This is a genomic window from Psychroflexus aestuariivivens, assembly GCF_004010055.1.
In the GTDB taxonomy this organism is placed as follows: Bacteria; Bacteroidota; Bacteroidia; order Flavobacteriales; family Flavobacteriaceae; genus Psychroflexus; species Psychroflexus aestuariivivens.
On the sequence record NZ_RQVT01000024.1, the window covers coordinates 1 to 22,017 of the forward strand.

A 22,017-nucleotide genomic window follows, 5' to 3' on the forward strand; every position below is an offset into this window, starting at 1 on the left:
CCAAAACCTCCACTATATCCATAAATGAATATCCCTTCGATCTCAATAAAATTAAATAATGAATGCACACTTAACTCATATTTTTTAATAGCAGAATCAATTTCTTTTTAAGTTTTTGAAAAAAGGTTAAATCTTTTGCATTGATATTCGCTTTAGGAAAAGCAACTTTTGGTGTTTCAACATCTAAAAAGCTACAAAGCTTATCCCACGAATCGCCCTGAGTGACGTCAAAAACCAATATATCGCTTTCACGTCCCTCAAAATATTCGTAAATTGACTGATGATGTCTTTTAAAATGTACAGACCAAGCTTCACGATCTATCTTTAACCAAGATTTTTTCATTCCAAAATTTGCCGAAAAACTCTTTTGATTCCTGCGAACATGTTTTTCACGACTATTAAGCCAAGAATCCAAATCTCGTGTGTTTAAAATGAATTTACTATTTGGATATTGTTGATCAAAAAGTTTGAAAACTTTATGAGAAGTTTCATCACGATCCCAATCGGAAAAAGCTTCGTAATGTGAGATTCCTTTCAAAACATGTTCATTATTGTGGTAATTTCTTTCTATGATATCTTTAATGTTATTGCCCTTATCATCAAGAAAATGAACACTTTTGAATCCTAGAATTTTAAAAGCTTCATGCAGAGATGAAGTACCGGTTTTATTCAACCCGATGCAAAATATTTTAGTGTCTGATGTCATATCTTACAAATATAATTTGTTTTGAAATTTCATTTTAAAATTAAGAGACTTATTATTGATGTAACCTTTGCGAAATAGAATTAGCAATGATTATAAAAAAGTACCTAACGAGATAATTTTTAGACAAATTCATAAATCTAGTTTAAATCTGCTATTCTAAATCTTTCAGTTGAAAATATTTCAATACTTTAGTGTAATGAAGTGGGATTTAATACTTATGGCTGCCATATATCTATTTGGCGGAATTATGCATTTTATTAAACCAAAAGCTTACGTCAAAATTATTCCTAAATTTCTACCTAAAAGGCGTACCTTAAACTTAGTTGCAGGCGCTTTTGAAATTATTTTAGCGTTAGGATTGCTTTTTCCAAAAACTAGAAGTTTCGCTTCTATTGGCATCATTTTGATGTTAATTGTCTTTTTAATTGTTCATTTCAATATGTTGAGGGGTGGAAAATATTCATTAGGTTTTCCTAAATGGATTTTAATTTTAAGAATTCCTCTCCAATTTTTTCTAATTTGGTGGGCATATTTATATATTTAAATTTATGAAAGAAAATTTTACAGAAAGAGAAATAGATAGGATTATTGAAATGGCTTGGGAAGACCGCACGCCATTTGAAGCTATTGAATTTCAATTTGGCGTTACGGAAGCAGAAGTTATCAAAATTATGAAACGTGAAATGAAAGCCTCTAGCTTTAGAATGTGGCGAAAACGCGTCCAAGGCCGTTCTACAAAACACCAAAAGTTGAAGCCAGAAAACACCAAAAGATTTAAATCTTCTAGACAAAAACATATCAGTCATAATAAAATTTCTAAGCGCTAATCAGCCATAGATTTCATTTAGAATTTTTGCCAATCTGATACCTGATTTATGAAGTTGCAATTTCAAAACATCAAACCAATCGTACATATAGCGATAACCTAAATAATCGTTTTGGCTTGCTGAATCATAAACTTTTTTAGTCAGTTCTCGATTATCGGCTACCCAATCCAGCAAATCGCCTTTTGTAATGAGTTTAATTTCAGTTTGACCCAGTACTGGCAAGTTTTTAGAAAGTTCAGAATAACTCATTTTGTAACTTTCTATCATGTGCGAATCCCAGACGCGATGTAAGTTTGTAGATTCTCCAAACCAACTGACTTTAAAATCATTAGCACCTCTATCTTCTTCCAATCCAAAATGAAGTGGTTGATGCATGTCTCCAACTAAATGAACCAACATTTTTAGGTAAAATGCTTGATCTTCAGCGGAAGTAGTTTCTGATTTTAGTTTTTCAATACAAGTTTGAATACCTTGAACAACATCACCATTCAAATTTTTTTCTACTTCAGAGTATTTTTTATCAAAAGGCACATTTGCATAATGCCAAGGTTTAAATTGGTCATACTTGTCATCACTTTTTATTTCGTCTGCATAAGTTGAAACTAAAGCTAATGATTTATGATTCAAAATTTTATCTATTTTTCTCTTTGCTTTTTTGCTTAGGTATTGCTGAGCAACAGCACCAACTGTTCGATGTCCATTTTTCCCCCAATCTTCTGAGGCGAAAAGACTTGTTGATAAAAAGTATAGAATTAGTAAACAATAATTCATAGTCATTTTTTTCTTCAAATATAAAAGCGGTTTTTGTAAAAATTGAATTTTAAGTTTAAGTAATTGATAAATTTGAAAGCTGTAGATTTCGAAAATAGCTTTTGTAAACAGAATTAGTTTACTTTTGTGCCCAAATTCAAAAAATAATTATGGGAAGTATTAAAAACTTAAAAAAAGACCTAAACAACGTTTACGGAGAAATTATAGATGCTGTGATGATTCACCAAGAAACGATGGCTCCAGAAGACCAAACTAAATCTGAAGCTTTAGTTGATGACATCATCGCTTCTTTTGATGATTTGGTTGAAAAAATAAATAATAAATCTGTTGAAAAAAGAGCTTCACATTTGAAATCAGTTCAGATAGAGGTTGAAAAACAATCTAATGATTTCATAGAAAGACTGAATAATCTTTAATAAAATAAAACGGCTCAATTTCTTAAGAATTGAGCCGTTTTAGATTTTAAACTATAGAATCCTTCGTTGTTTCTATAGTTTCTGTTTCAAGTGTATTTTCTTCTTTGTTTTCTAACTTTTTTCTAGATTTTATCAAGTCTTCTAACTTTTCTCCGTAAAGAGATTTTCTCACTTTTCTGTCCAAAGAATTGTAAACTGTATCCAAATATTTCACATTAGCATCAAAGGCTTCAGAAAGAATAACGTAAGGTGCGACTTCCAAATCCTTATTATTAATAGCAAAATTAACAGTGTACAAATATTTACGCTTCAAAACATTATTATAAGCTTTATTGATGCTGTCCAATTTTTCTTCGTTATTATTTTTACCCGCTTCAAAATTAGCTTCTACCAAATCTAAATGTTGATTATTAAAACGCTTAATCGTTATTCTGAATTCGTCGTATTTTTGTTGATTTTCAAAATTTGAAATAATTTCCAAATCTATTCCAAAACGTTTTAAAGAAGTTTTGAGTTTCATTTCACCAGGTTCAGCAAAAAAACTTAGAATATCCTCGTAATTATCACCATCTTTTTTGTCCAGTTCTATAAATAAAATCTGCGGTTCTTCTATATATGTTTCGAAAACAAAATTGGATTCACCACTAATTTCAATTGAATCAATATCAACCAAATTAGTATCTACGACCTTCTGTAAATATAATTTTCCTTTTTTGAGGCCTTCAATTTCACCATTGATAGTCAGATTGGTTTTTTCAGATTGACAAGCAAAAAGAAGTGCAGCGATACAAACAAAACAGAATATATTTTTCATATTAAAATTGAATTAAACATTTGAAGCGATTTCCATTAAAATAGTGCAACCTAAAGCAGCGTAAGTCCCCACTACATATCCAAAAACGGCTAGCAAAACACCTACACTTGTCAAAGATGGATGAAATGCTGAAGCCACAACTGGCGCTGATGCCGCACCTCCAACGTTTGCCTGACTACCAACAGCCAAGAAAAAATATGGCGCTTTAATTATTTTTGCAACAATAATTAAAAGCGCAGCATGAATAGTCATCCACACCAATCCAATAGCAAGTAAGCCAGGATTTTCAAAAACTGTAGTTAGATCCATTTTCATACCAATTGTTGCCACTAAAAAATAAATAAATACGCTGCCTATTTTACTGGCGCCAGCACCTTCATATGTTTTGGCTTTAGTGAAAGACAACCCAACTCCAAAAGCGGTTGCCAAAGTAATCATCCAGAAAAATTCTGAAGTGAATGAAGCCAAAGAGGAAGATTTATCATTAAAAACTTCAAAATTAGTTTTCAAAAATGTTGAAACACTATCCGCACCATAATGTGAAATTCCAACAGCTGTGAATGCCAAGCCAAGCATAATCATATAATCTTTTAAATCTGCTTTGCGCGAAACACTTTCAGAGTAATTAGACACTTTTTCTTTCAGTCTTTCAATGGCAGAAGTGTCAGACTTTAGCCAAGTATCTATTTTATTTTTACGACCAATACCTAGTAGAATGATAGCCATCCAGAGATTGGCGATAACGATATCTACCAAAACCATTCCGCCATATTTTTCAGGATTGTATTTGAAAATTTCCAACATTGCAGCTTGATTTGCGCCACCGCCAATCCAACTTCCTGCCAAAGTAGATAAACCACGCCAAACGGCATCAGGCCCTACCCCACCAACGGTTTCCGGAGAAAAAACTGAAATAAGCAAAATAGCAATGGGTCCGCCAATAACAATACCCACGGTTCCGGCAAAAAACATAATCAAAGCCTTATAACCTAAGTTGGCAATTGCTTTCAAATCTATACTCAAAGTCATTAAAACCAAAGAAGCTGGTAAAAAATAACGACTCGCAACGTGGTATAAACTAGAACTTTTGTCATCTATTATACCCAAAGAATTGAAAATAGCTGGTAGTAAGTAACACATCAAGAGTGCTGGGACAAATTTATAGAATTTTTGCCAAAACCCTGTTTTTTGGGAAGATGTGTAAAAAATAAATGCCATTGAAAGCATCAAAACGCCTAAAACAACCGCATCATTAGTAAAAAGTGTTTCTTCCATGGAATTAATTTTGGGTAAAATTAAAAATTCTACTTAATTCTTAAGCTTTAAAATACTTTATTTAAAATTGAAATGGCTATTTAGAAAATCTGCAACACCATCTTCTTTGGCATAACCTATAGTTTGGTGTGCAACTTGTTTGACTTCAGGCTTAGCATTTGCTACTGCTAGTCCTAAACCTATGCTTTTCAACATTTCTATATCATTGTAATTATCCCCAAATCCCATAATTTTATCAAGAGTCAAATTGTATTTTTCTTTTGCTAAAAACTGAATTGCAGACAATTTTGAAATTTGCTTGGGTGCAATTTCAATATAAGTGGGTTTGGAACGGTACAAATGCAAAAATTGGCCGAATTCATTTTGAAGTTTGCTATATATTTTCTCAACAGAATCTGCATCTCCCATACACATGATTTTGTGAGCACCTGTTTTTGAAGCAGACCATAAATCCAGAACTTCAGCATTGGATTTTATTTCTGGATTCACTTTCGTATTGTTAATTTCACGTTCGGTCCAGGTGTCCATCTGCGGTGCAAACCAATCATCTTTGTTATAAAAACTGAGATGCAAATTATCTGTATTCAATTTTGAAATAGCTTTAAGTAAATCAAATTCAATACAAGTGCTTTGTTTTTCTTCACCATCTACTAAAATCAGTCCGCCGTTGTAAGCTATAATTGGCAAGTCTGAAATACCAATTTCAGCTTGCAAATGTTTCATAGCTGAAGGCATTCTGGATGAAATCAAAACAATTGGTAATTTTGCCTTCAAATTTTGAAATGCAGAAATTGTTTTATTTGAAAGTTCTCGCTCCGCATTAAGCAAAGTACCATCAATATCGCTACAAATCAGTTTTATTTCCATTTCAAAATTGAGTTTTAAAATGACAAAGTAAAGATTTTATTCTTGAAAAAGTCTGATGAGATTTGAAGTTTATTTTCAAATGAAATCCACTCTGCTGAACAAATTTTAATAAATTTGTGAAAAATTGAATCAATGAACGACGATCTTCTGAAGAAAATTCAAGATAAATATGAGTCTATGGGTGAAAACCCAGATACTTACCTGAAAGGTTTACTTCACGCCAAACCTATAAATTACTGGGATTACATAGAAGTTGACAGTTTATTGTCGCTTCAAAAACCGAGAACAAATTTTAAAGATGAAAGCGTTTTTATTATCTATCATCAAGTCACAGAATTGACTTTAAAACTGATGATTCATGAAATAAAACAACTGACAGAAGCACCTGCAGAAGAAGCAATTTTTATTGAAAAACTGAGACGTTTGGTGCGTTACACAGATATGCTAATCACTTCTTTCGACGTGATGAAAGACGGCATGAGTTATGAAGATTACAATGAGTTCAGGATGACATTGGCACCTGCAAGTGGTTTCCAAAGTGCGCAATTCAGATATTTAGAAATCTATTGCACACCGCTTATCAATCTGATAAATGAAGAAGGTCTGAAGCATTTACCAAAAAACCCGAGCACAGAAGAATTATTTCAAAATATTTATTGGCGTGACGCTGGTTATGATAGAAAAACTGGTAAAACAACCCATACTTTAAATGCTTTTGAAGATAAATACTTAGCAGATTTTATTAGATTGGCAAACGCTTATAAAGGTCAAACGCTCTACGAACGCTTTGAAGAATTTGACAATCCTAGTGAAAATTTGAAACGCCAAATGCAGGCTTTTGACCATCAATATAATGTAAAATGGCCATTGGTACATTTAAGGACGGCGACCAAGTATTTGGATAAAAAAGGTGAAAACAAAAAAGCAACAGGCGGTTCTGAGTGGAAAAAATACCTTCATCCAAAATTTCAACAACGCACTTTTTTTCCAAAATTATGGAAAGATGAGAGTATGCTGGATTGGGAATAGTTTTTGTTATATTTGAAGTATGAAGTACAATATTTTATTTTTCTTATTACTATCGTTAAATTTTACTTTTACTGCAAAAGCACAAAGTGAATTTGAAGAATTTCAAATGTTTGATATTCGTGAAATGACGAGTTTGAGTTTTTCTCAAGATCCGTTTAGTGTTGCTACTATAGGTAGAACTTTCAACTTACCAGAAGTCGATATTTTTAAAGATAAATTTTCTGTTCGTCCAAAAATAAATATGGTGGAAGCTGCGCAACGCAAAAGTTTTCAAGCACAACAAAAACAAGAACAAGAATTTTCTTTCATAGAAAGACAAACAGCAATGTTCAACGCATTCAAGCCTAAAATAAATAATAACAATTCTTCACCTTGGGCTCCCAACTATAATAATCAGACAATTTATTCTGATTTAAATCGAGTAAAAAATTCAGTTTATGAAGATTTAGGTGATAAATACAGAAGAATGTCTCCGTTTTTTCAAGGTTCTCCTTTCAGAAGTCGTCAAGGCGACGGAGTCTTTTTCAGAGTCAACCGCTATTAATTTTAGGATTTTTCTTATTTCAAGATTCAAATTTTTACTTACGAATCTATATTTTTCTTGGCTTTTTTGGAACCTTCATAAATTTCATATTGCAAAAATCTAGACTCTAATTTTGCATTATATAATTTTATTTTTCTGGAAGGTCTCAGTCCGACATGTTTGATGGCTTCTAAATCTGCCACAATGAACCAAGCGGAAGTTCCTGGATAATTTTGTTTCAAAGTATCCCCGATTTTAGCATAAAACTTTGGTATATCTATATCCAATCTTACGCCATATGGTGGATTGAAAACCATATGCAAATGTCTTTCTGTAGTTTTAAAACTTTCAAAAAAGTCTTGGCGTTCTACTTTTATAAATTCAGATAAATTAGCATTTTCGACATTTGTTTGAGCTTTTTCTACTGCTGAAGGTGCTTTGTCATATCCTTTAATTGTAAAATTGAAAGATCTTACCTTTTTTAAAGCAGATTCGGTAATGATAGCAAATAAATCTTCGTCAAAATCTTGCCATTTCTGAAATGCGAATTTCTCACGATTGATGTTGGCTGGAATTCGGCAAGCAATCATGGCTGCTTCTATCAGTAAAGTTCCGCTTCCACACATTGGATCTAAAAAATCGCACTGTCCATCCCAACCAGATTTCATAAGTAATCCTGCGGCTAAAACTTCATTAATAGGTGCAATATTGGTCGCAGATTTATAGCCTCGTTTAAAAAGTGGTTCACCTGAACTATTCAAAGCGATCGCACAATCGCTTCTGTCAATATGCACATTGACAACACAATCTGGATTATCTGTATCGATATTTGGTCTGGTTTCAAACTTATCACGAAAACGGTCTACAATCGCATCTTTTGCTCTAAAAACCACATAACGTGAATGAGTGAAAATTTCTGAATTCACCGTAGATTCTACAGCAAAAGTTCCGTTTTTGTCAATTAAATTTTCCCATGGATAATTATAAATCGCTTTATAGAAATCTTCTTCGTTAAAAATTTTGAAGTCGAAAATTGGTTTCAGAATGCTAATTGCTGTCCGCAAACTTAAATTTGCCTTATACATAAAACCTTTATCTCCTACGAATGAGACATGCCTTACTCCTGGTTTTACATCCATTGCACCAAGATGTCTCAATTCTTTAGCTAACTCTTGCTCAAATCCGTATAGAGATTTAGCAATCATAGTATAATTATTTTCCATGAAGAAATCATTTTGAAGTGCAAAAATACATTAATTTTGTGGCTTGATTTCATTCAAACATTACCAACTGAACTTCGAATACGTTTTCAAGTTTTATTTAAGTCAATATAAATGAGTCTCATTTTACCAATTATAGCAGTTTTTATCGGTTTTGGTATTGCCTATTTCATTTATCAAAAATCATTAACAATCAACTTAATACTGGCCTTTAGCGGTGCTTTTTTACTTTCTGTCACGGTTTTAGAATTTTTACCAAGCGTGTACAAAAGTGAAACGCCACAGATCGGTATTTTTATTCTGGCAGGAATTCTTTTGCAAATTATTTTAGAATATTTGTCTGGTGGTGCAGAACACGGTCATCTTCATATTTCTAAAGAAAAGCAAACTTTCCCTTGGATTCTGTTTATTAGTTTAAGTATTCATGCGTTTTTGGAAGGTATGCCAATTCATCATAACGACCATTTGCTTTACGCTGTAATCATACACAAAGTACCAATAGCCATTATCATTGCTTCATTTCTGTTCAATACAAGTATGTCTAATTTCAAGGTTTTGGTGTTCTTGGTATTGTTCGCAATTATGACGCCTTTGGGAAGTTTTGTCCAAACTGAAACTGATTTATTGAGTGGATTATCAATTTATCTAGATGCCATCGTTATCGGAATTTTCCTTCATGTTTCAACCACAATTCTATTTGAATCTTCTAGAGATCACAAATTCAACATTTATAAATTTGGAATTATTTTGATTGGAATTGCCCTAGCTTTAGTGATTTGAAAATAGATTCACGAAATGTACTCGTCAAATAGCTTAACAAAAGCCTAAAAGTCAAATTAAAACTGCTTTATTCAATAATTACTCTTTCAAATTTACCTATTATTATTAATTTAGCGTTTTTAAAAATCTTAGCAAATCAAATGTTATGAGTAAATACGATATTATTGTTTTAGGAAGTGGTCCAGGTGGTTATGTCGCTGCCATAAGAGCTTCGCAGCTTGGCTTTAAAACAGCCGTAATTGAAAAAGAAAGTTTAGGCGGTGTTTGTCTCAACTGGGGTTGTATTCCAACAAAGGCTTTACTAAAAAGCGCACAAGTTTTTCAATATTTAAATCATGCTGAAGATTACGGTCTAAGTGTAGAGAATCCTGATAAAGATTTTACAAAAGTTGTCAAGCGCAGTAGAAATATTGCTGAAGGCATGAGCAAAGGTGTTCAGTTCTTGATGAAAAAGAATAAGATTGACGTCATTATGGGTCATGGAACACTAAAAAAAGGAAAAAAAGTTTCAGTAAAAGACGATAAAGATAAAACCACTGAATACGAAGCAGATCATATCATTGTAGCAACAGGAGCTCACTCCAGAGAACTTCCTAGCTTGCCACAAGATGGTAAAAAAGTGATTGGTTATAGAAAAGCAATGACTTTAGAAAAACAACCAGAATCTATGATCGTTGTAGGATCTGGAGCTATTGGTTCTGAATTTGCCAGCTTTTATAATGATATGGGAACAAAAGTGACTTTGGTAGAATTTTTACCAAATATAGTTCCATTAGAAGATGAAGAAGTTTCAAAGCAATTTGAAAAAATCTATAAGAAGAAAGGCATCAAAGTAATGACCAATTCTTCGGTAGAAAGCGTAGATACTTCTGGCAAAAAAGTGAAAGCTAAAGTGAAAACCAAAAAAGGTGAAGAAACCTTAGAAGCAGATATTGTATTGTCTGCAGTTGGTATTAAAACTCACATCGAAAACATCGGCTTGGAAGATGTTGGTATCAAAACAGAAAAGGATAAAATTACAGTCAACGATTTCTACCAAACCAACGTTCCTGGATACTACGCAATTGGTGATGTAACTCATGGTCCAGCTCTTGCTCACGTTGCTTCTGCTGAAGGAATTCTGTGTGTAGAGAAAATTGCTGGTCACAAAGTAGAAGCTTTGGATTATGGTAACATTCCTGGATGTACGTATTCAAGTCCTGAGATTGCAAGTGTTGGTATGACTGAAAAGCAAGCCAAAGAAGCTGGATATGATCTTAAAATTGGAAAATTCCCATTTTCTGCTTCTGGAAAAGCTAGTGCTTCTGGTGCTAAAGACGGTTTTGTGAAAGTTATTTTCGATGCTAAATACGGCGAATGGTTAGGTTGCCATATGATTGGTGCTGGCGTTACAGACATGATTGCAGAAGCAGTTTTAGGTCGAAAACTAGAAACCACAGGCCACGAAGTGCTGAAAGCAGTTCATCCGCATCCAACTATGAGTGAAGCGGTGATGGAAGCTACTGCAGCAGCTTACGACGAAGTGATTCACTTGTAGTTTTTGAAAATATAAATTCTTTATATTTGAAAGCTTCTGATAAAATCAGAAGCTTTCCTTTTTAGTTAAAATATATGAAAGAAATTTCAAGTGTAAATAATCCATTGGTCAAACAAATTATTCAACTTCAGAAAAAGTCAAAACGACGAACTGAAGAAAATTTGTGCATCATAGAAGGAGTCAAAGAAATTGAAATGGCAATTTCTGGAAACTTGAAAATTAAAACAATTTTAGTTTGTCCGGATATCTTTAATAATGAAATAAATATTGAAAATCTTCAAACTGAAATCATTTATGTTTCCAATCAGGTTTTTGAAAAAATTGCTTACCGCAATTCAACAGGCGGAGTTTTAGCAATTGGAGAAACCAAAAATTTCAGCTTACAAAATTTAAATTTAAAAACTAAAAAACCTTTGATTTTGGTTGCCGAAGCTCCTGAAAAACCTGGCAATATCGGTGCTTTTCTTAGAACTTGCGATGCAGCAAAAATCGATGCAGTAATTATTGCCAATCCTAAAACCGATTTATACAACCCAAACATAATTCGGTCAAGTTTAGGTACAGTATTTACAAATGAAATCGCTTCTGGTAAAACTGAGGAAATCATTGAATTTTTAAAAAATAAAAATATCGATATTTACGCTGCAATTTTACAAGAATCCGTGTCGTATTTAGAAGCTGATTTCACAAATTCTTCTGCCATTGTAGTCGGAACCGAAGCTGTCGGGCTTTCAGAAGCTTGGCGAAAAGCAGCGAAGCAAAATATCATCATACCTATGGAAGGAAAAATAGACTCTATGAATGTCTCAGTTTCTGCAGGTATTTTGATTTTTGAAGCCAAACGTCAACGCAAAACACTTTAATTTCATAATTTAGCTAAAAACCAACATGTCCTATTTATGAACTACAAAATCAAATTGAGTGTAATTGCTCTCATGCTGTGCAGTTTTTTTATTACCAAAGCACAAGATATTCCAAAAGACTATTTCAGTAAGCCATTAGAAATTCCCATTTTACTTTCCGGCACGTTTGGTGAATTGCGTAGTAATCATTTTCATGCAGGTTTAGATATAAAAACCAAAGGTCGCGTTGGCTTTCCGGTTAAAGCATCTGCTGAAGGTTATATCGGAAGAATTAAAGTACAACATTTTGGTTATGGAAAAGTGTTATATGTTTATCACCCAAATGGTTATCAAACGGTTTACGCTCATTTGAATGAATTCAATGATGAAATTGAAGCCTTTGTAAAAAAACAGCAGTATAAAAAAGAAAGTTATGAAATTGAACTTTTCCCTGATGAAAATCAATTGAAAGTTAGCCAAGATGATATTATTGCATTTAGCGGAAACTCTGGCTCAAGTGGCGGTCCGCACTTACATTTCGAAATTCGTGACCACAAATCCAGACCGATGAATCCATTTTTATTTGGATTTGAGGAAGTTGAAGATACCAAATCACCAAGAATTGTTCGCCTGCATGTCTATCCACTTTCTCGAGAAGCTCACGTAAATAACAAAAATAAAAGACAACAAATTCGACTAGTCCAGCAAGACGATGGTAACTATATTTCTGAAACGATTGAAGCCTTTGGGAAAATCGGATTCGGCATTGATGCTTATGACCAGTTTGATTTAAGCTATAACAAAAATGGAATTTATGCCGTAGAAACCAAATTAAACGGCAATTTGATTTTTGAAACGACTTTCAATAAATTTTCTTTTTATGAGTCGCGATACATCAACAGAATGATAGATTTTGAATATCTTAAAGTCAACAAAAGAAAAATTCAAAAACTTTATATTGAACCCAATAATCCTTTAGGGTTTTATGAAAATGTGGTGGATGATGGCATAATAAATTTAAATAAAGACAGCATAAATCATAAAGTTGAAATTGAAATTCGTGATTTCAAAAATAATGTTCGAAAAATCACCATTCCTATTAAAACTGAATTTTCAGAAAGTATCGAAGCTTTGGATACAATAGCGGAAACTCCCTATTATGCAAAAGCTAACGAGGCTTCAGCTTTTGAAAAAGGTAAAGTTGACATTTATATTCCAAAAGGTGCGCTTTATGACGATGCTTATCTAGATATTGACTTCGAAGGTTTGAGTGTAGATTTTGACAATTACACCAGACCACTGCACAAATCTGCAACTATCGGATTTGATGTGAGCGAATATAATGATGAAGACAAATCCCAGCTATACATTGCTCGTGTTTTACCTTGGGGAACAAAATATTATGTTAGCACTTATAAACAAAGAGAACGATTTACTACCAAAGTGAATCAATTTGGAAAATATGAATTGCACAGCGATACAGAACCACCAACCATAGAACCAAAAAATTTTACTGACAAAAAATGGATGTCAAATTACAGGTATTTAAAACTAGAAATCGATGACGAAGACACTGGAATAGATAGTTATAGAGCCACGGTAAATGGAGAATTCATCCTGATGGAATATGATTACAAAACCAATACACTCACACACGATTTCAATGATGGTGTCGTTACAGATACTAAAAACAAATTAAAAGTCGTTGTTACAGACAAAGTGGGAAATACTGCTATATTTGAAGCAGAATTTTTCAGAAAAAACAAATAGCAAATTGAAATACACCTATTTACTTCTCATAATTTTTTTTGGTTTTAATAACATCATAGCGCAAACCGCAACCGTCAAAGGAATTATCTTTGATGAAAACCAAGTTCCTATTCCTTCGGCAAACATAACCTACTCGAATAATGGAACGGTCAGTAACGAAAATGGATTTTATATTTTAAAAATCCCGGCCAACCAAGACATAGAGTTAAAAATTAGCTACGTTGGTTTTAAAGCTATAACAGCTACTGTAAATTTGAAACCAAATCAGAGTGAGGAGCTTAATTTTGTTTTAAACACTAATATAGAGCAAATTGGCGAAGTTATTCTGTCTCAAGATGGACGTACCAGAATTGAAGGCATCACCACTATTTCACCAGAAACCGTGAGAAAAATTCCTGGTGCAAATGCAGGTGTAGAAAACCTCTTAAAAACTTTACCTGGCGTTTCTTCCAATAACGAATTGAGTACGCAATATTCAGTTCGAGGTGGAAATTATGATGAAAATTTGGTCTATGTGAATGATATTGAAATTTACAGACCTTTTTTAATCAGGAGCGGACAACAAGAAGGTCTAAGTTTTGTTAACACTGATTTGGTAAGAAATGTAGAATTTTCTGCGGGTGGATTCAAAGCCAGATATGGCGACAAAATGTCATCGGTTTTAGACATAGAATACCGTCGTCCTGTTGATTTCGGTGGTAGTTTTGAAGCTAGTTTTTTAGGCGGAAGTGCTTCTGTAGAAGGTGTTTCAAAAGATAAAAAGTTTTCAGGAATTATTGGTTTACGCTATCGAGACAACTCGCTTTTTGTCAATTCCAAAGAAACTGAAGCTAACTTCAAACCACGTTTTGCAGATGCTCAAACCTACTTAACATATCAATTCAATGAAAATTTTGAGTTGGGATTTTTAGGGAATATTGCTATCAATTCTTATGAATATGAACCTTTCACAAGACAGACAAACTTCGGTACTATAGATGAGCCAAAAGCTTTGTTGATTTTTTATGAAGGACAGGAAATCGATAAATACGAAACTTATTTTGGAGCACTGAAAGGCACTTATAAAAAAGATAATTATACCGGAAAATTCATTGCTTCTGCCTATCACACAAAAGAACAAGAGTATTTTGATATTTTAGCCAACTATCGACTTGGTAGCGTTAGTTCAGATTTTGGTGACGGCAATCTTGGCGAAGTTGAATTCACCGAAGGTGCCGGTTCTCAATTTACCCACGCCAGAAATAATTTGGATGCTCTAATTTTCAACCTACAACATTTGGGTAGTCATGAAATCGATGATCATTTGGTAGAATATGGGGCTCGCTATTCTCATGAAGATATTAGAGATCGATTACAAGAATACGAAATGATAGATTCAGCAGGCTTTACAGTTCGTCCACCCCTACCTGATTTCGCAAATGATCAACCTTACAATCCATATGATGCACCAATAGAATCTTTTCAAAGTATTCGTGCTACGAATTCAACAAAAATAGATCGACTTACTGGTTTTTTGCAATGGAGTTATCGGACTGAATTTGGCAATACCAAAGCATGGTTCAATGCAGGTATTAGAAGTCAAGCATGGCGAATTTCTGGTGAAAATATTGAATCTAATACACAACAAATTGTGAGTCCCAGAGCTCAAATTTCTATAAAACCAAATTGGGATAAAGACATGATTTTTCGTGTATCTGGCGGGATGTATCATCAACCACCATTTTACAGAGAACTCCGTGATTCTACCGGAACAGTTCAACCTAAAGTAAAAGCCCAAGAATCAATTCACATTGTAGTGGGCAACGATTATAGTTTTAAATTATGGAATCGTCCATTCAAACTGGTTTCCGAAGCTTATTATAAAAAGATGAATGACGTCAACCCTTATACAATCGAAAATGTGAGAATTCGCTACAGAGCTAGAAATAATGCAGAAGCCTACGCTTACGGACTAGATTTACGATTGAATGGAGAATTTGTTCCTGGTACTGAAAGTTGGTTCAGTTTTGGATATTTAAAAACAGAAGAACGACAAAACGGACGAGAATATATTCCGAGACCAACAGACCAACGTTTGAAATTTGCTGCATTATTTCAGGATTATATACCAAAAATTCCTAAACTAAAATTGTACCTAAATCTTGTTTACAACACTGGTCTACCAGGCGGTTCGCCACAATTTGAAGATCCCTATGATTTCCAAAGCAGACTTCCAGATTACCAAAGAGTTGACGTTGGCTTTTTCTACGCTTTGAAAGAGCCTAAAGATACTTTAGACGAAAAACACTGGTTGAATGCTTTTGAATCTGTGGATGTTGGTTTTGAGATTTTCAATATGTTCGATCGCCTGAACTCCATCACGAATACATTTGTACGCGATGCTTCTTCAGGAAATCAATTTGCAATTCCAAACTTTTTGAGTCCGAGAGTGTTTAATTTGAAACTTTCTGTGCAGTTTTAATTTGAAAATTCTTTCAAAACTGAAATTACATAATCCAACTCTGCTTCAGTGTTGAATTTTGAAAATGAAAAGCGAATTCCAGGATGTTTCAAGTTAGTGCCATATATTTCGTTCAACACAAAGGAGCCTTGCTGAGCACCACTTTGGCAAGCGCTACCTTTGGAGCAAGCAACGCCTTTCAAATCTAACTGGAATAACATCATATCTGCCTCTGATTGCGCTACTGGCAAACTGACATTGACTAATGTGTAAGTGCTTTTCTCTAAATCTCCAGACAAACCGTTGAATTTAGCCTCTGGGAAATTACTTTTCAATTTAGTGATGAAATACTTTTTAAGGTTTTTGATATATTTTTGATCTTCTTCAAGATGTTTGTATGCCAATTCTAAAGCCTTCTGTAAACCAATAATATTATGAACACTTTCTGTTCCTGCGCGTAATTCTCTTTCTTGGGAACCGCCATGAATTAAGGGCTTCAAATTCTTGCGTTGTTTGACGTAGAGGAAGCCGACACCTTTGGGACCGTGAAATTTATGCGCACTAACTGCAACAAAATCAACTGGAATTTCAGACAAATCCAATTGGTAATGCCCTACAGACTGAACTGTATCGCAATGAAATATTGCATCGTATTTCTGGCAAATTTCTCCGACTTTTTTAATATCCAAGATATTACCAACTTCATTATTAATGTGCATTAAAGAAACTAAAGTTTTAGGCTGATTTTCTTGAGCCAAAAGAGATTCAAGATGAAATAAATCTACAGAACCATTTTCATCTAAGTCAATAAATTCAAGCTTAACTTTATTTTCAAGATTAAGAAATTCAACACAATTTAAAACAGCATGATGTTCAATTTTAGAGGAAATAATTCTCTGAACTCCTAAATCACGAACTGCGCAGTTGATGGACATATTGTCGGCTTCAGTTCCGCCTGATGTAAAAATAATATTAGCCGCAGAAACATTGAATAACTTGGCAATTTCTTTTCTGGCATTTTCAACTGCTGCTTTGGCCTTCCTTCCAAAAGAATGTGTTGATGATGGATTTCCGAAATTTTCTTTTAAACTTTCCAAAATAGCTTCCGAAACTTCGGGGTGAACTGGCGTTGTTGCTGCGTTGTCTAAATAAGCTGATTTCATTCAAATAAATTTTAAATACAAAAGTAATTTAATTTTATATGGTATGCGCTAAGTGTTTTATATTTGAATTTTATTTTTGATATATGAAGAAGTTAATTTTATTTCCATTATTACTTATTATTTTTCAATCTTGTGATGATGGTGACATAATCGTGAGTGATTTTAATTTCAATGAAGATACGAACCTGAATTTATGCCAAGAAGATAACACTAATATTCTACACTATATTGATTCTGAAACCAACGAAGCCATTTCATTTACATTTCAAAATGAAGATTTCGATGGCACTTTTGAAGGTCTTATGCCTCCTGAACCAATTACTATAAATATCAACAATAACAATCGCATAAACTACAGGCTTTTGAGCGGCGAAGCCTCTAGCAACGAGTATTTCTGTCAGGACATTCCCCCAAGTTCACCTTTAGTTGTTGAAGAATATGTCAGCACAACTGGAGGAACAGCCACTATAGAAATCATCATTGAATCTCAAGATGATGATGATGGAATACCTGCTGAAAATGAAGACCGCAATGGAAATGGCAATTACTTTGATGATGATGAAGACGAAGACGGAATTCCCGATTTTCTAGATATTGACGATGATAATGATAATGTTCTTACTGCAACTGAGATTAATAATGAATTTGGAGTAGAATTGGATACCGATGAAGATAATACACCAAATTACCTTGACGAAGATGACGATGGCGATGGCGTGATTACCAGATATGAGGATCTAAACGCTTTCGATAATAATCCCGATGAACCAATCTTAAATCCAGCGGATGATACTAATGAATTTGGACTACCAAATTATTTGAACCCAGATATTACAGAATCTTTAGTCATTGATGAGTTTCGTGAAAACAGAATTACTAGAACTTTTAGAACACAAATTGTTTTCAACGACATTACTTTAAAAAAAGTTGGTAGTGATCAAACCATTACTTTAAGTGTTTTGAGAATGGGATTCATACAAGTCAACTCTAATGATGAAATTCTAGAAATGGATTTTGAATAAAGACAGTTATGATTTAGCAATTTTTGTCAGCATACCATTGAAAATAAAAAAATGAAACGGTAACATACTGTACCAATAAATTCGCCCACGTAAACCTCTCGGTCTAAAAGTCGCATTTTGGTGTACAATATCATCTTCATCGATGTGAAATTCCAACCAAGCTTCACCTGGAATTTTCATTTCAGCAAAAAGCAGAAGTCGTTTTTCTTCTTTATCTGCCATCAAAACCCGCCAAAAATCTAGCGAATCTCCTGGATATAATTTATCAGGATTTGTTCGACCGCGACGCAAACCTACACCGCCAGTCAATTTATCAACATAACCTCTTATTTTCCATAAAAAATTTGCATAATACCAACCATTTTTACCGCCAATCGTCCAAATTCTTTCCAAAGCAAGACTCGGGTTGTCTGTTTTCATCTGTTGAAAATCTCGCAAACATCCATATTTTGGAACTTTAATGTATTTATTTAAATCTTTTTGAGAATAACGGCTACTTACTTTTGAATCTTTCCAACTTGAAATCACTTGATTTTGCTCTATTTTCACAAATGCCATTTGAATAGCTTCTTCATAAGTATGTGTTTCTATTTTCAGCAAATCTTGCAGACGCGTGTCGTTAGCAGTAACATTGACACGCATACTATCTACAAGATTTGCAGCCAATTTATAAGAGGTCGCCGTGACGAAATACAACCAATAAGAAGACAATTTTGGAGTCATCACTGGCACATTTATAATCAACAGACTCAACTGCCGAACTTTGGCATAAGTTTTCATCATTTGCTTATATGTCAACACATTTGGACCAGCAATATCAAAAGAATCATCATAAGTTTCAGATTTACCTATAACACCAATCAAATGTTTCAAAACGTCTCGAATGGCAATGGGCTGGCACTTTGTATTCACCCATTTAGGCGTTATCATCAACGGAAGTTTCTCACACAAATCTCTAATAATTTCAAAAGAAGCACTCCCCGACCCGACTATAATTCCTGCGCGTAAAACTGTAAGATGAAAATCGCCTTTGTACAAAATAGATTCTACATTTTTTCTGGATTCAAGATGTTTAGAAAGATTATCTTCATTTACAATTCCACTAAGAAAAATCACTTGGTTAACCGAAGTGTTTTTCATATAAGCATTAAAATTTTCTGCGGTGGTTTGTTCTTTTTCTGAAAAATCTTTGGTCGAACCTGTCATGGAATGCACCAAATAGAAAGCGGCGTCAATATCTTTGGGAAATAAATCTGGCTTGACTTCGTCCAAAAAATCAACTTCGACTATATCAATTTTAGCTTTCACATCTTTATCCACAGACAAACGGTCAGCGCTTCTAACTGCGCAAACAACTTCATGATTTTCCTCTAATAGCAGCGGCAAAAGTCGCATTCCTATGTAACCGTTAGCTCCTGTAAGTAATATCTTCATATTTAATAATTTTCAAAATCATTACTAAAATTGTCTGTTTTGAACTTTAAAATTTTTTTCAAAAAATCGTGATTCCGTTTTTCTTTTGCTTCTACTTTTATGAAATAATTGTCTCTATAAATAGAATATACCTCAGCCTGACCTTTATACAATTTCAATTTATAATAAGGAACAACTAAAGCGTAAGTATCTAGTAGTGAACGAAATGTAACAATAATCCCTTTTGGACGCATTTCTATACCACAAACATTGAGATTATTATCTAAGATTAAAAGATTATGGATTTGGATACTTGTAGAATGAATATTGAGTTTTCCTGAACCAATACCTCCCATTTTGAAACGCTCTAACCATGGAAATGCTTTTCCAACTTCATTATCGATTTGTTCCTTTATTTTAGGTCGATTATACGATACATTTAATAACATTTTTATTTGAAATATACTGAATTCTATTGGCACTTACTTGAAAGACCTCTTATTTTTAGATTATCTTTGCAACTGAAAAACCATTAGCATGAATTTAGAAAACATACTTTCTCAAAATATTTCAGAATACATTCAAAAAAATCATGACATTTCTGTTGAAAACTTTGAATTTCAACTTACTAGAAAAGAATTTGAAGGCGATTTGACACTGGTAATTTTCCCTTTATTGAAACATATTAAAACCAATCCAGTGCAACTCGGTGAACAAATTGGTGAATATTTGAAATCCAATTCAGATTTGATTACAAAATTCAACGTTGTGAAAGGATTTTTGAACTTGAGTCTAAGCGAACTTTATTTCGCTGAAAAGTTTAAAAGCATTCAACAGACAGAAAATTTCGGATTTGTTTCCACAACAGAACACAGCCCAAATGTAATGGTTGAATATTCTTCACCAAACACCAACAAACCACTGCATTTAGGTCATATCAGAAACAATTTATTAGGCTATTCTGTTGCTGAAATCTTAAAAGCTTCTGGGAAAAATGTGTACAAAACACAGATTATCAACGATCGTGGTATTCATATTTGTAAAAGTATGGTGGCTTGGGAAAAATTTGGTGAAGGCGAAACACCAGAAAGTACTGGTATGAAAGGTGATCATTTGGTTGGAAAATATTATGTAGAATTTGATAAAGCCTACAAAAAAGAAATTCAATCTCTTGTTGATAACGGCACAAGTGAAGACATAGCTAAAAAAGAAGCGCCAATTTTCAAAGACGCCCAAAACATGCTCAAGAAATGGGAAGCCGGTGACGACAAAGTTGTTGCGCTTTGGACAAAAATGAACAATTGGGTTTACGCTGGTTTTGAAGAAACTTATAAAAATTTAGGCGTCGATTTTGATAAAAATTATTACGAAAGCGATACCTACCTTTTAGGCAAAGATCACATCAAAAACGGACTGGAACAAGGTGTGTTTTTCAAAAAAGAAGACGGTAGCGTTTGGATTGATTTGTCTGACGAAGGTTTGGACGAAAAAATCGTTTTAAGAGCCGACGGAACTGCGGTTTATATGACTCAAGATATTGGTACAGCAATTCAGCGTGTTTTGGATTTCAACATCGATGAAATGGTTTACACAGTTGGCAATGAGCAAGATTACCATTTCAAAGTCTTATTTCTGATTTTGAAAAAACTCGGTTTTGCTTGGGCTGAAAATCTTTATCATTTGAGCTATGGCATGGTCGATTTGCCTAGCGGAAAAATGAAAAGTCGTGAAGGTAATGTCGTAGATGCAGATGACCTTATCAAAGAAATGACGTCCACGGCAAAACAAATTTCAGAAGAATTGGGAAAACTTGAAACTTACAATGATTCTGAAAAAGAAGAACTTTACAGAATGATTGGACTCGGTGCTTTGAAATATTACATTCTGAAAGTCGATCCGAAAAAGAGAATTTTGTTCAACCCTGAAGAATCTGTAGATTTTCAAGGGAACACAGGGCCTTTTATTCAATACACTTACGCCAGAATTCAATCCATTTTAAGAAAAGCGAATTTAGCTGAACAACAATTGGATTTGAGTAATTATACATTTGAAGACAAAGAAAAATCCTTGATTAAAGTCTTGGATCAATTTCCTGAAATTATTCAGCAATCTGCAAAACAATATAGCCCAGCATTGATTGCCAATTACGTTTACGATTTAGTGAAAGAATTCAATTCATTTTATCAAAATATCTCAATCTTAGGCGCAGATGAAGACATTCAAATTGAATTTAGAGTGAACTTAGCCAAAGAAGTCGCCGAAGTTATCAAAAACAGCTTTAGATTATTAGGAATCGGCGTGCCTGCTCGTATGTAATTCTATGCTTTTCAAATATAAAAAAGTCCCGAATTGAGAATTGATTTCGGGACTTTTTGTTTAATAAAAAATATTCAATGCTCTGCTTTATAATCCGACTACAATTGAAAAAACTCCTACAAAATATAAATATGTAAAACATTTCTATCATACAAAACAGATAAAAATCATCTTATATAATTCAATTTTCAAATATTTAAAAATTGGTTTTTGACGTTATAAAATTTCGGTTTAAGAATAAACCTATGTATTTGTGATATAATGCTATAGTGGTTTTTTCGGTTTT

Annotated in this window: 21 protein-coding genes; 12 read left to right on the forward strand and 9 right to left on the reverse strand. The window is 33.5% G+C overall.

Going from position 1 to position 22,017, the window contains the following annotated elements; all coding sequences use genetic code 11:
* Positions 1-70: 70 nt before the first annotated feature.
* Positions 71-706 (reverse strand): sulfotransferase family protein, encoded by a 636-nt coding sequence (locus EIG86_RS04940; protein WP_127845051.1) that lies wholly within the window; start codon positions 704-706, stop codon positions 71-73.
* Positions 707-902: 196 nt separating this feature from the next.
* Here EIG86_RS04940 and EIG86_RS04945 point away from each other — a divergent pair, with 196 nt between their 5' ends.
* Together EIG86_RS04945 and EIG86_RS04950 are read left to right on the forward strand one after the other, a co-directional pair.
* A complete protein-coding gene (locus EIG86_RS04945) occupies positions 903-1,250 on the forward strand; it encodes a DoxX family protein (protein WP_127845052.1) in 348 nt (115 codons plus the stop codon).
* A gap of 4 nt (positions 1,251-1,254) precedes the next feature.
* Positions 1,255-1,533 (forward strand): TIGR03643 family protein, encoded by a 279-nt coding sequence (locus tag EIG86_RS04950; protein ID WP_127845053.1) that lies wholly within the window; start codon positions 1,255-1,257, stop codon positions 1,531-1,533.
* Here EIG86_RS04950 and EIG86_RS04955 read toward each other — a convergent pair whose 3' ends face one another.
* Positions 1,534-2,304 (reverse strand): S1/P1 nuclease, encoded by a 771-nt coding sequence (locus EIG86_RS04955; RefSeq protein WP_127845054.1) that lies wholly within the window; start codon positions 2,302-2,304, stop codon positions 1,534-1,536.
* A 149-nt stretch (positions 2,305-2,453) separates the two neighbouring features.
* Here EIG86_RS04955 and EIG86_RS04960 point away from each other — a divergent pair, with 149 nt between their 5' ends.
* Entirely contained in the window at positions 2,454-2,720 is a 267-nt protein-coding gene (locus tag EIG86_RS04960; RefSeq protein WP_127845055.1) for a hypothetical protein, read from the forward strand.
* Positions 2,721-2,766: 46 nt separating this feature from the next.
* On the opposite strand, the gene EIG86_RS04965 is transcribed toward EIG86_RS04960, so the two are convergent.
* From EIG86_RS04965 to EIG86_RS04975, 3 genes are read right to left on the reverse strand one after another with little or no spacing between them, the layout of a single operon-like run.
* Complete coding sequence (locus tag EIG86_RS04965; RefSeq protein WP_127845056.1) at positions 2,767-3,534, reverse strand: DUF4369 domain-containing protein; 768 nt, start codon at positions 3,532-3,534, stop codon at positions 2,767-2,769.
* A gap of 12 nt (positions 3,535-3,546) precedes the next feature.
* Positions 3,547-4,809 (reverse strand): DUF819 family protein, encoded by a 1,263-nt coding sequence (locus EIG86_RS04970; protein ID WP_127845057.1) that lies wholly within the window; start codon positions 4,807-4,809, stop codon positions 3,547-3,549.
* Positions 4,810-4,866: 57 nt separating this feature from the next.
* Complete coding sequence (locus tag EIG86_RS04975) at positions 4,867-5,676, reverse strand: Cof-type HAD-IIB family hydrolase (protein ID WP_127845058.1); 810 nt, start codon at positions 5,674-5,676, stop codon at positions 4,867-4,869.
* Positions 5,677-5,808: 132 nt separating this feature from the next.
* Between EIG86_RS04975 and EIG86_RS04980 the strand changes: the two genes are divergently transcribed.
* Positions 5,809-6,705, forward strand: coding sequence for a tryptophan 2,3-dioxygenase family protein (locus tag EIG86_RS04980; protein ID WP_127845059.1), 897 nt, complete (start codon positions 5,809-5,811; stop codon positions 6,703-6,705).
* A gap of 19 nt (positions 6,706-6,724) precedes the next feature.
* A complete protein-coding gene (locus EIG86_RS04985; protein ID WP_127845060.1) occupies positions 6,725-7,249 on the forward strand; it encodes a hypothetical protein in 525 nt (174 codons plus the stop codon).
* Positions 7,250-7,287: 38 nt separating this feature from the next.
* Here the strand turns inward: EIG86_RS04985 and EIG86_RS04990 are convergent, their stop codons facing one another.
* Positions 7,288-8,451: a THUMP domain-containing class I SAM-dependent RNA methyltransferase gene (locus EIG86_RS04990; protein ID WP_127845061.1), complete on the reverse strand. Its 1,164-nt coding sequence runs from the start codon at positions 8,449-8,451 to the stop codon at positions 7,288-7,290.
* 111 nt (positions 8,452-8,562) lie between these two features.
* On the opposite strand from EIG86_RS04990, the gene EIG86_RS04995 reads away from it, so the two are divergent.
* From EIG86_RS04995 to EIG86_RS05015, 5 genes are all read left to right on the forward strand, one after another.
* Complete coding sequence (locus tag EIG86_RS04995; RefSeq protein ID WP_127845062.1) at positions 8,563-9,228, forward strand: ZIP family metal transporter; 666 nt, start codon at positions 8,563-8,565, stop codon at positions 9,226-9,228.
* 145 nt (positions 9,229-9,373) lie between these two features.
* The gene (gene lpdA / locus EIG86_RS05000) at positions 9,374-10,765 is read left to right on the forward strand and encodes a dihydrolipoyl dehydrogenase (protein WP_127845063.1); all 1,392 of its coding nucleotides are present in this window, start codon (positions 9,374-9,376) and stop codon (positions 10,763-10,765) included.
* A 74-nt stretch (positions 10,766-10,839) separates the two neighbouring features.
* The gene (locus tag EIG86_RS05005; RefSeq protein ID WP_127845064.1) at positions 10,840-11,628 is read left to right on the forward strand and encodes a TrmH family RNA methyltransferase; all 789 of its coding nucleotides are present in this window, start codon (positions 10,840-10,842) and stop codon (positions 11,626-11,628) included.
* Between the two features lie 36 nt (positions 11,629-11,664).
* Entirely contained in the window at positions 11,665-13,377 is a 1,713-nt protein-coding gene (locus tag EIG86_RS05010; RefSeq protein WP_127845065.1) for a M23 family metallopeptidase, read from the forward strand.
* Positions 13,378-13,381: 4 nt separating this feature from the next.
* Positions 13,382-15,838, forward strand: coding sequence for a TonB-dependent receptor (locus tag EIG86_RS05015; protein ID WP_192901707.1), 2,457 nt, complete (start codon positions 13,382-13,384; stop codon positions 15,836-15,838).
* Here the strand turns inward: EIG86_RS05015 and EIG86_RS05020 are convergent.
* Positions 15,835-16,980, reverse strand: coding sequence for a cysteine desulfurase family protein (locus EIG86_RS05020; protein WP_127845066.1), 1,146 nt, complete (start codon positions 16,978-16,980; stop codon positions 15,835-15,837). The genes EIG86_RS05015 and EIG86_RS05020 overlap by 4 nt on opposite strands.
* An 83-nt stretch (positions 16,981-17,063) precedes the next feature.
* Between EIG86_RS05020 and EIG86_RS05025 the strand changes: the two genes are divergently transcribed.
* On the forward strand, positions 17,064-18,002 hold the full coding sequence (locus EIG86_RS05025) for a hypothetical protein (protein WP_127845067.1): 939 nt from the start codon (positions 17,064-17,066) through the stop codon (positions 18,000-18,002).
* A 6-nt stretch (positions 18,003-18,008) separates the two neighbouring features.
* Here the strand turns inward: EIG86_RS05025 and EIG86_RS05030 are convergent, their stop codons facing one another.
* Together EIG86_RS05030 and EIG86_RS05035 are read right to left on the reverse strand one after the other, a co-directional pair.
* Positions 18,009-19,436, reverse strand: coding sequence for an SDR family oxidoreductase (locus tag EIG86_RS05030; protein ID WP_127845068.1), 1,428 nt, complete (start codon positions 19,434-19,436; stop codon positions 18,009-18,011).
* Between the two features lie 2 nt (positions 19,437-19,438).
* Positions 19,439-19,864, reverse strand: coding sequence for a hypothetical protein (locus EIG86_RS05035; protein WP_127845069.1), 426 nt, complete (start codon positions 19,862-19,864; stop codon positions 19,439-19,441).
* An 88-nt stretch (positions 19,865-19,952) separates the two neighbouring features.
* On the opposite strand from EIG86_RS05035, the gene argS reads away from it, so the two are divergent.
* On the forward strand, positions 19,953-21,731 hold the full coding sequence (argS, locus tag EIG86_RS05040; protein ID WP_127845070.1) for an arginine--tRNA ligase: 1,779 nt from the start codon (positions 19,953-19,955) through the stop codon (positions 21,729-21,731).
* Positions 21,732-22,017: the final 286 nt, after the last annotated feature.

Excerpts from the sequence above, each read along its gene's own strand:
- EIG86_RS04990 (WP_127845061.1), bottom strand. The coding sequence starts at position 8,451 with ATGGAAAATAATTATACTATGATTGCTAAATCTCTATACGGATTTGAG.
- lpdA (WP_127845063.1), top strand. The coding sequence starts at position 9,374 with ATGAGTAAATACGATATTATTGTTTTAGGAAGTGGTCCAGGTGGTTAT.
- EIG86_RS04985 (WP_127845060.1), top strand. The coding sequence starts at position 6,725 with ATGAAGTACAATATTTTATTTTTCTTATTACTATCGTTAAATTTTACT.
- EIG86_RS04955 (WP_127845054.1), bottom strand. The coding sequence starts at position 2,304 with ATGAATTATTGTTTACTAATTCTATACTTTTTATCAACAAGTCTTTTC.
- EIG86_RS05020 (WP_127845066.1), bottom strand. The coding sequence starts at position 16,980 with ATGAAATCAGCTTATTTAGACAACGCAGCAACAACGCCAGTTCACCCC.
- EIG86_RS04950 (WP_127845053.1), top strand. The coding sequence starts at position 1,255 with ATGAAAGAAAATTTTACAGAAAGAGAAATAGATAGGATTATTGAAATG.
- EIG86_RS05010 (WP_127845065.1), top strand. The coding sequence starts at position 11,665 with ATGAACTACAAAATCAAATTGAGTGTAATTGCTCTCATGCTGTGCAGT.
- EIG86_RS04945 (WP_127845052.1), top strand. The coding sequence starts at position 903 with ATGAAGTGGGATTTAATACTTATGGCTGCCATATATCTATTTGGCGGA.
- EIG86_RS05035 (WP_127845069.1), bottom strand. The coding sequence starts at position 19,864 with ATGTTATTAAATGTATCGTATAATCGACCTAAAATAAAGGAACAAATC.
- EIG86_RS04980 (WP_127845059.1), top strand. The coding sequence starts at position 5,809 with ATGAACGACGATCTTCTGAAGAAAATTCAAGATAAATATGAGTCTATG.
- EIG86_RS04940 (WP_127845051.1), bottom strand. The coding sequence starts at position 706 with ATGACATCAGACACTAAAATATTTTGCATCGGGTTGAATAAAACCGGT.
- EIG86_RS04995 (WP_127845062.1), top strand. The coding sequence starts at position 8,563 with ATGAGTCTCATTTTACCAATTATAGCAGTTTTTATCGGTTTTGGTATT.
- EIG86_RS05030 (WP_127845068.1), bottom strand. The coding sequence starts at position 19,436 with ATGAAGATATTACTTACAGGAGCTAACGGTTACATAGGAATGCGACTT.
- EIG86_RS04975 (WP_127845058.1), bottom strand. The coding sequence starts at position 5,676 with ATGGAAATAAAACTGATTTGTAGCGATATTGATGGTACTTTGCTTAAT.
- EIG86_RS04965 (WP_127845056.1), bottom strand. The coding sequence starts at position 3,534 with ATGAAAAATATATTCTGTTTTGTTTGTATCGCTGCACTTCTTTTTGCT.
- EIG86_RS04960 (WP_127845055.1), top strand. The coding sequence starts at position 2,454 with ATGGGAAGTATTAAAAACTTAAAAAAAGACCTAAACAACGTTTACGGA.
- EIG86_RS04970 (WP_127845057.1), bottom strand. The coding sequence starts at position 4,809 with ATGGAAGAAACACTTTTTACTAATGATGCGGTTGTTTTAGGCGTTTTG.
- EIG86_RS05005 (WP_127845064.1), top strand. The coding sequence starts at position 10,840 with ATGAAAGAAATTTCAAGTGTAAATAATCCATTGGTCAAACAAATTATT.
- argS (WP_127845070.1), top strand. The coding sequence starts at position 19,953 with ATGAATTTAGAAAACATACTTTCTCAAAATATTTCAGAATACATTCAA.
- EIG86_RS05025 (WP_127845067.1), top strand. The coding sequence starts at position 17,064 with ATGAAGAAGTTAATTTTATTTCCATTATTACTTATTATTTTTCAATCT.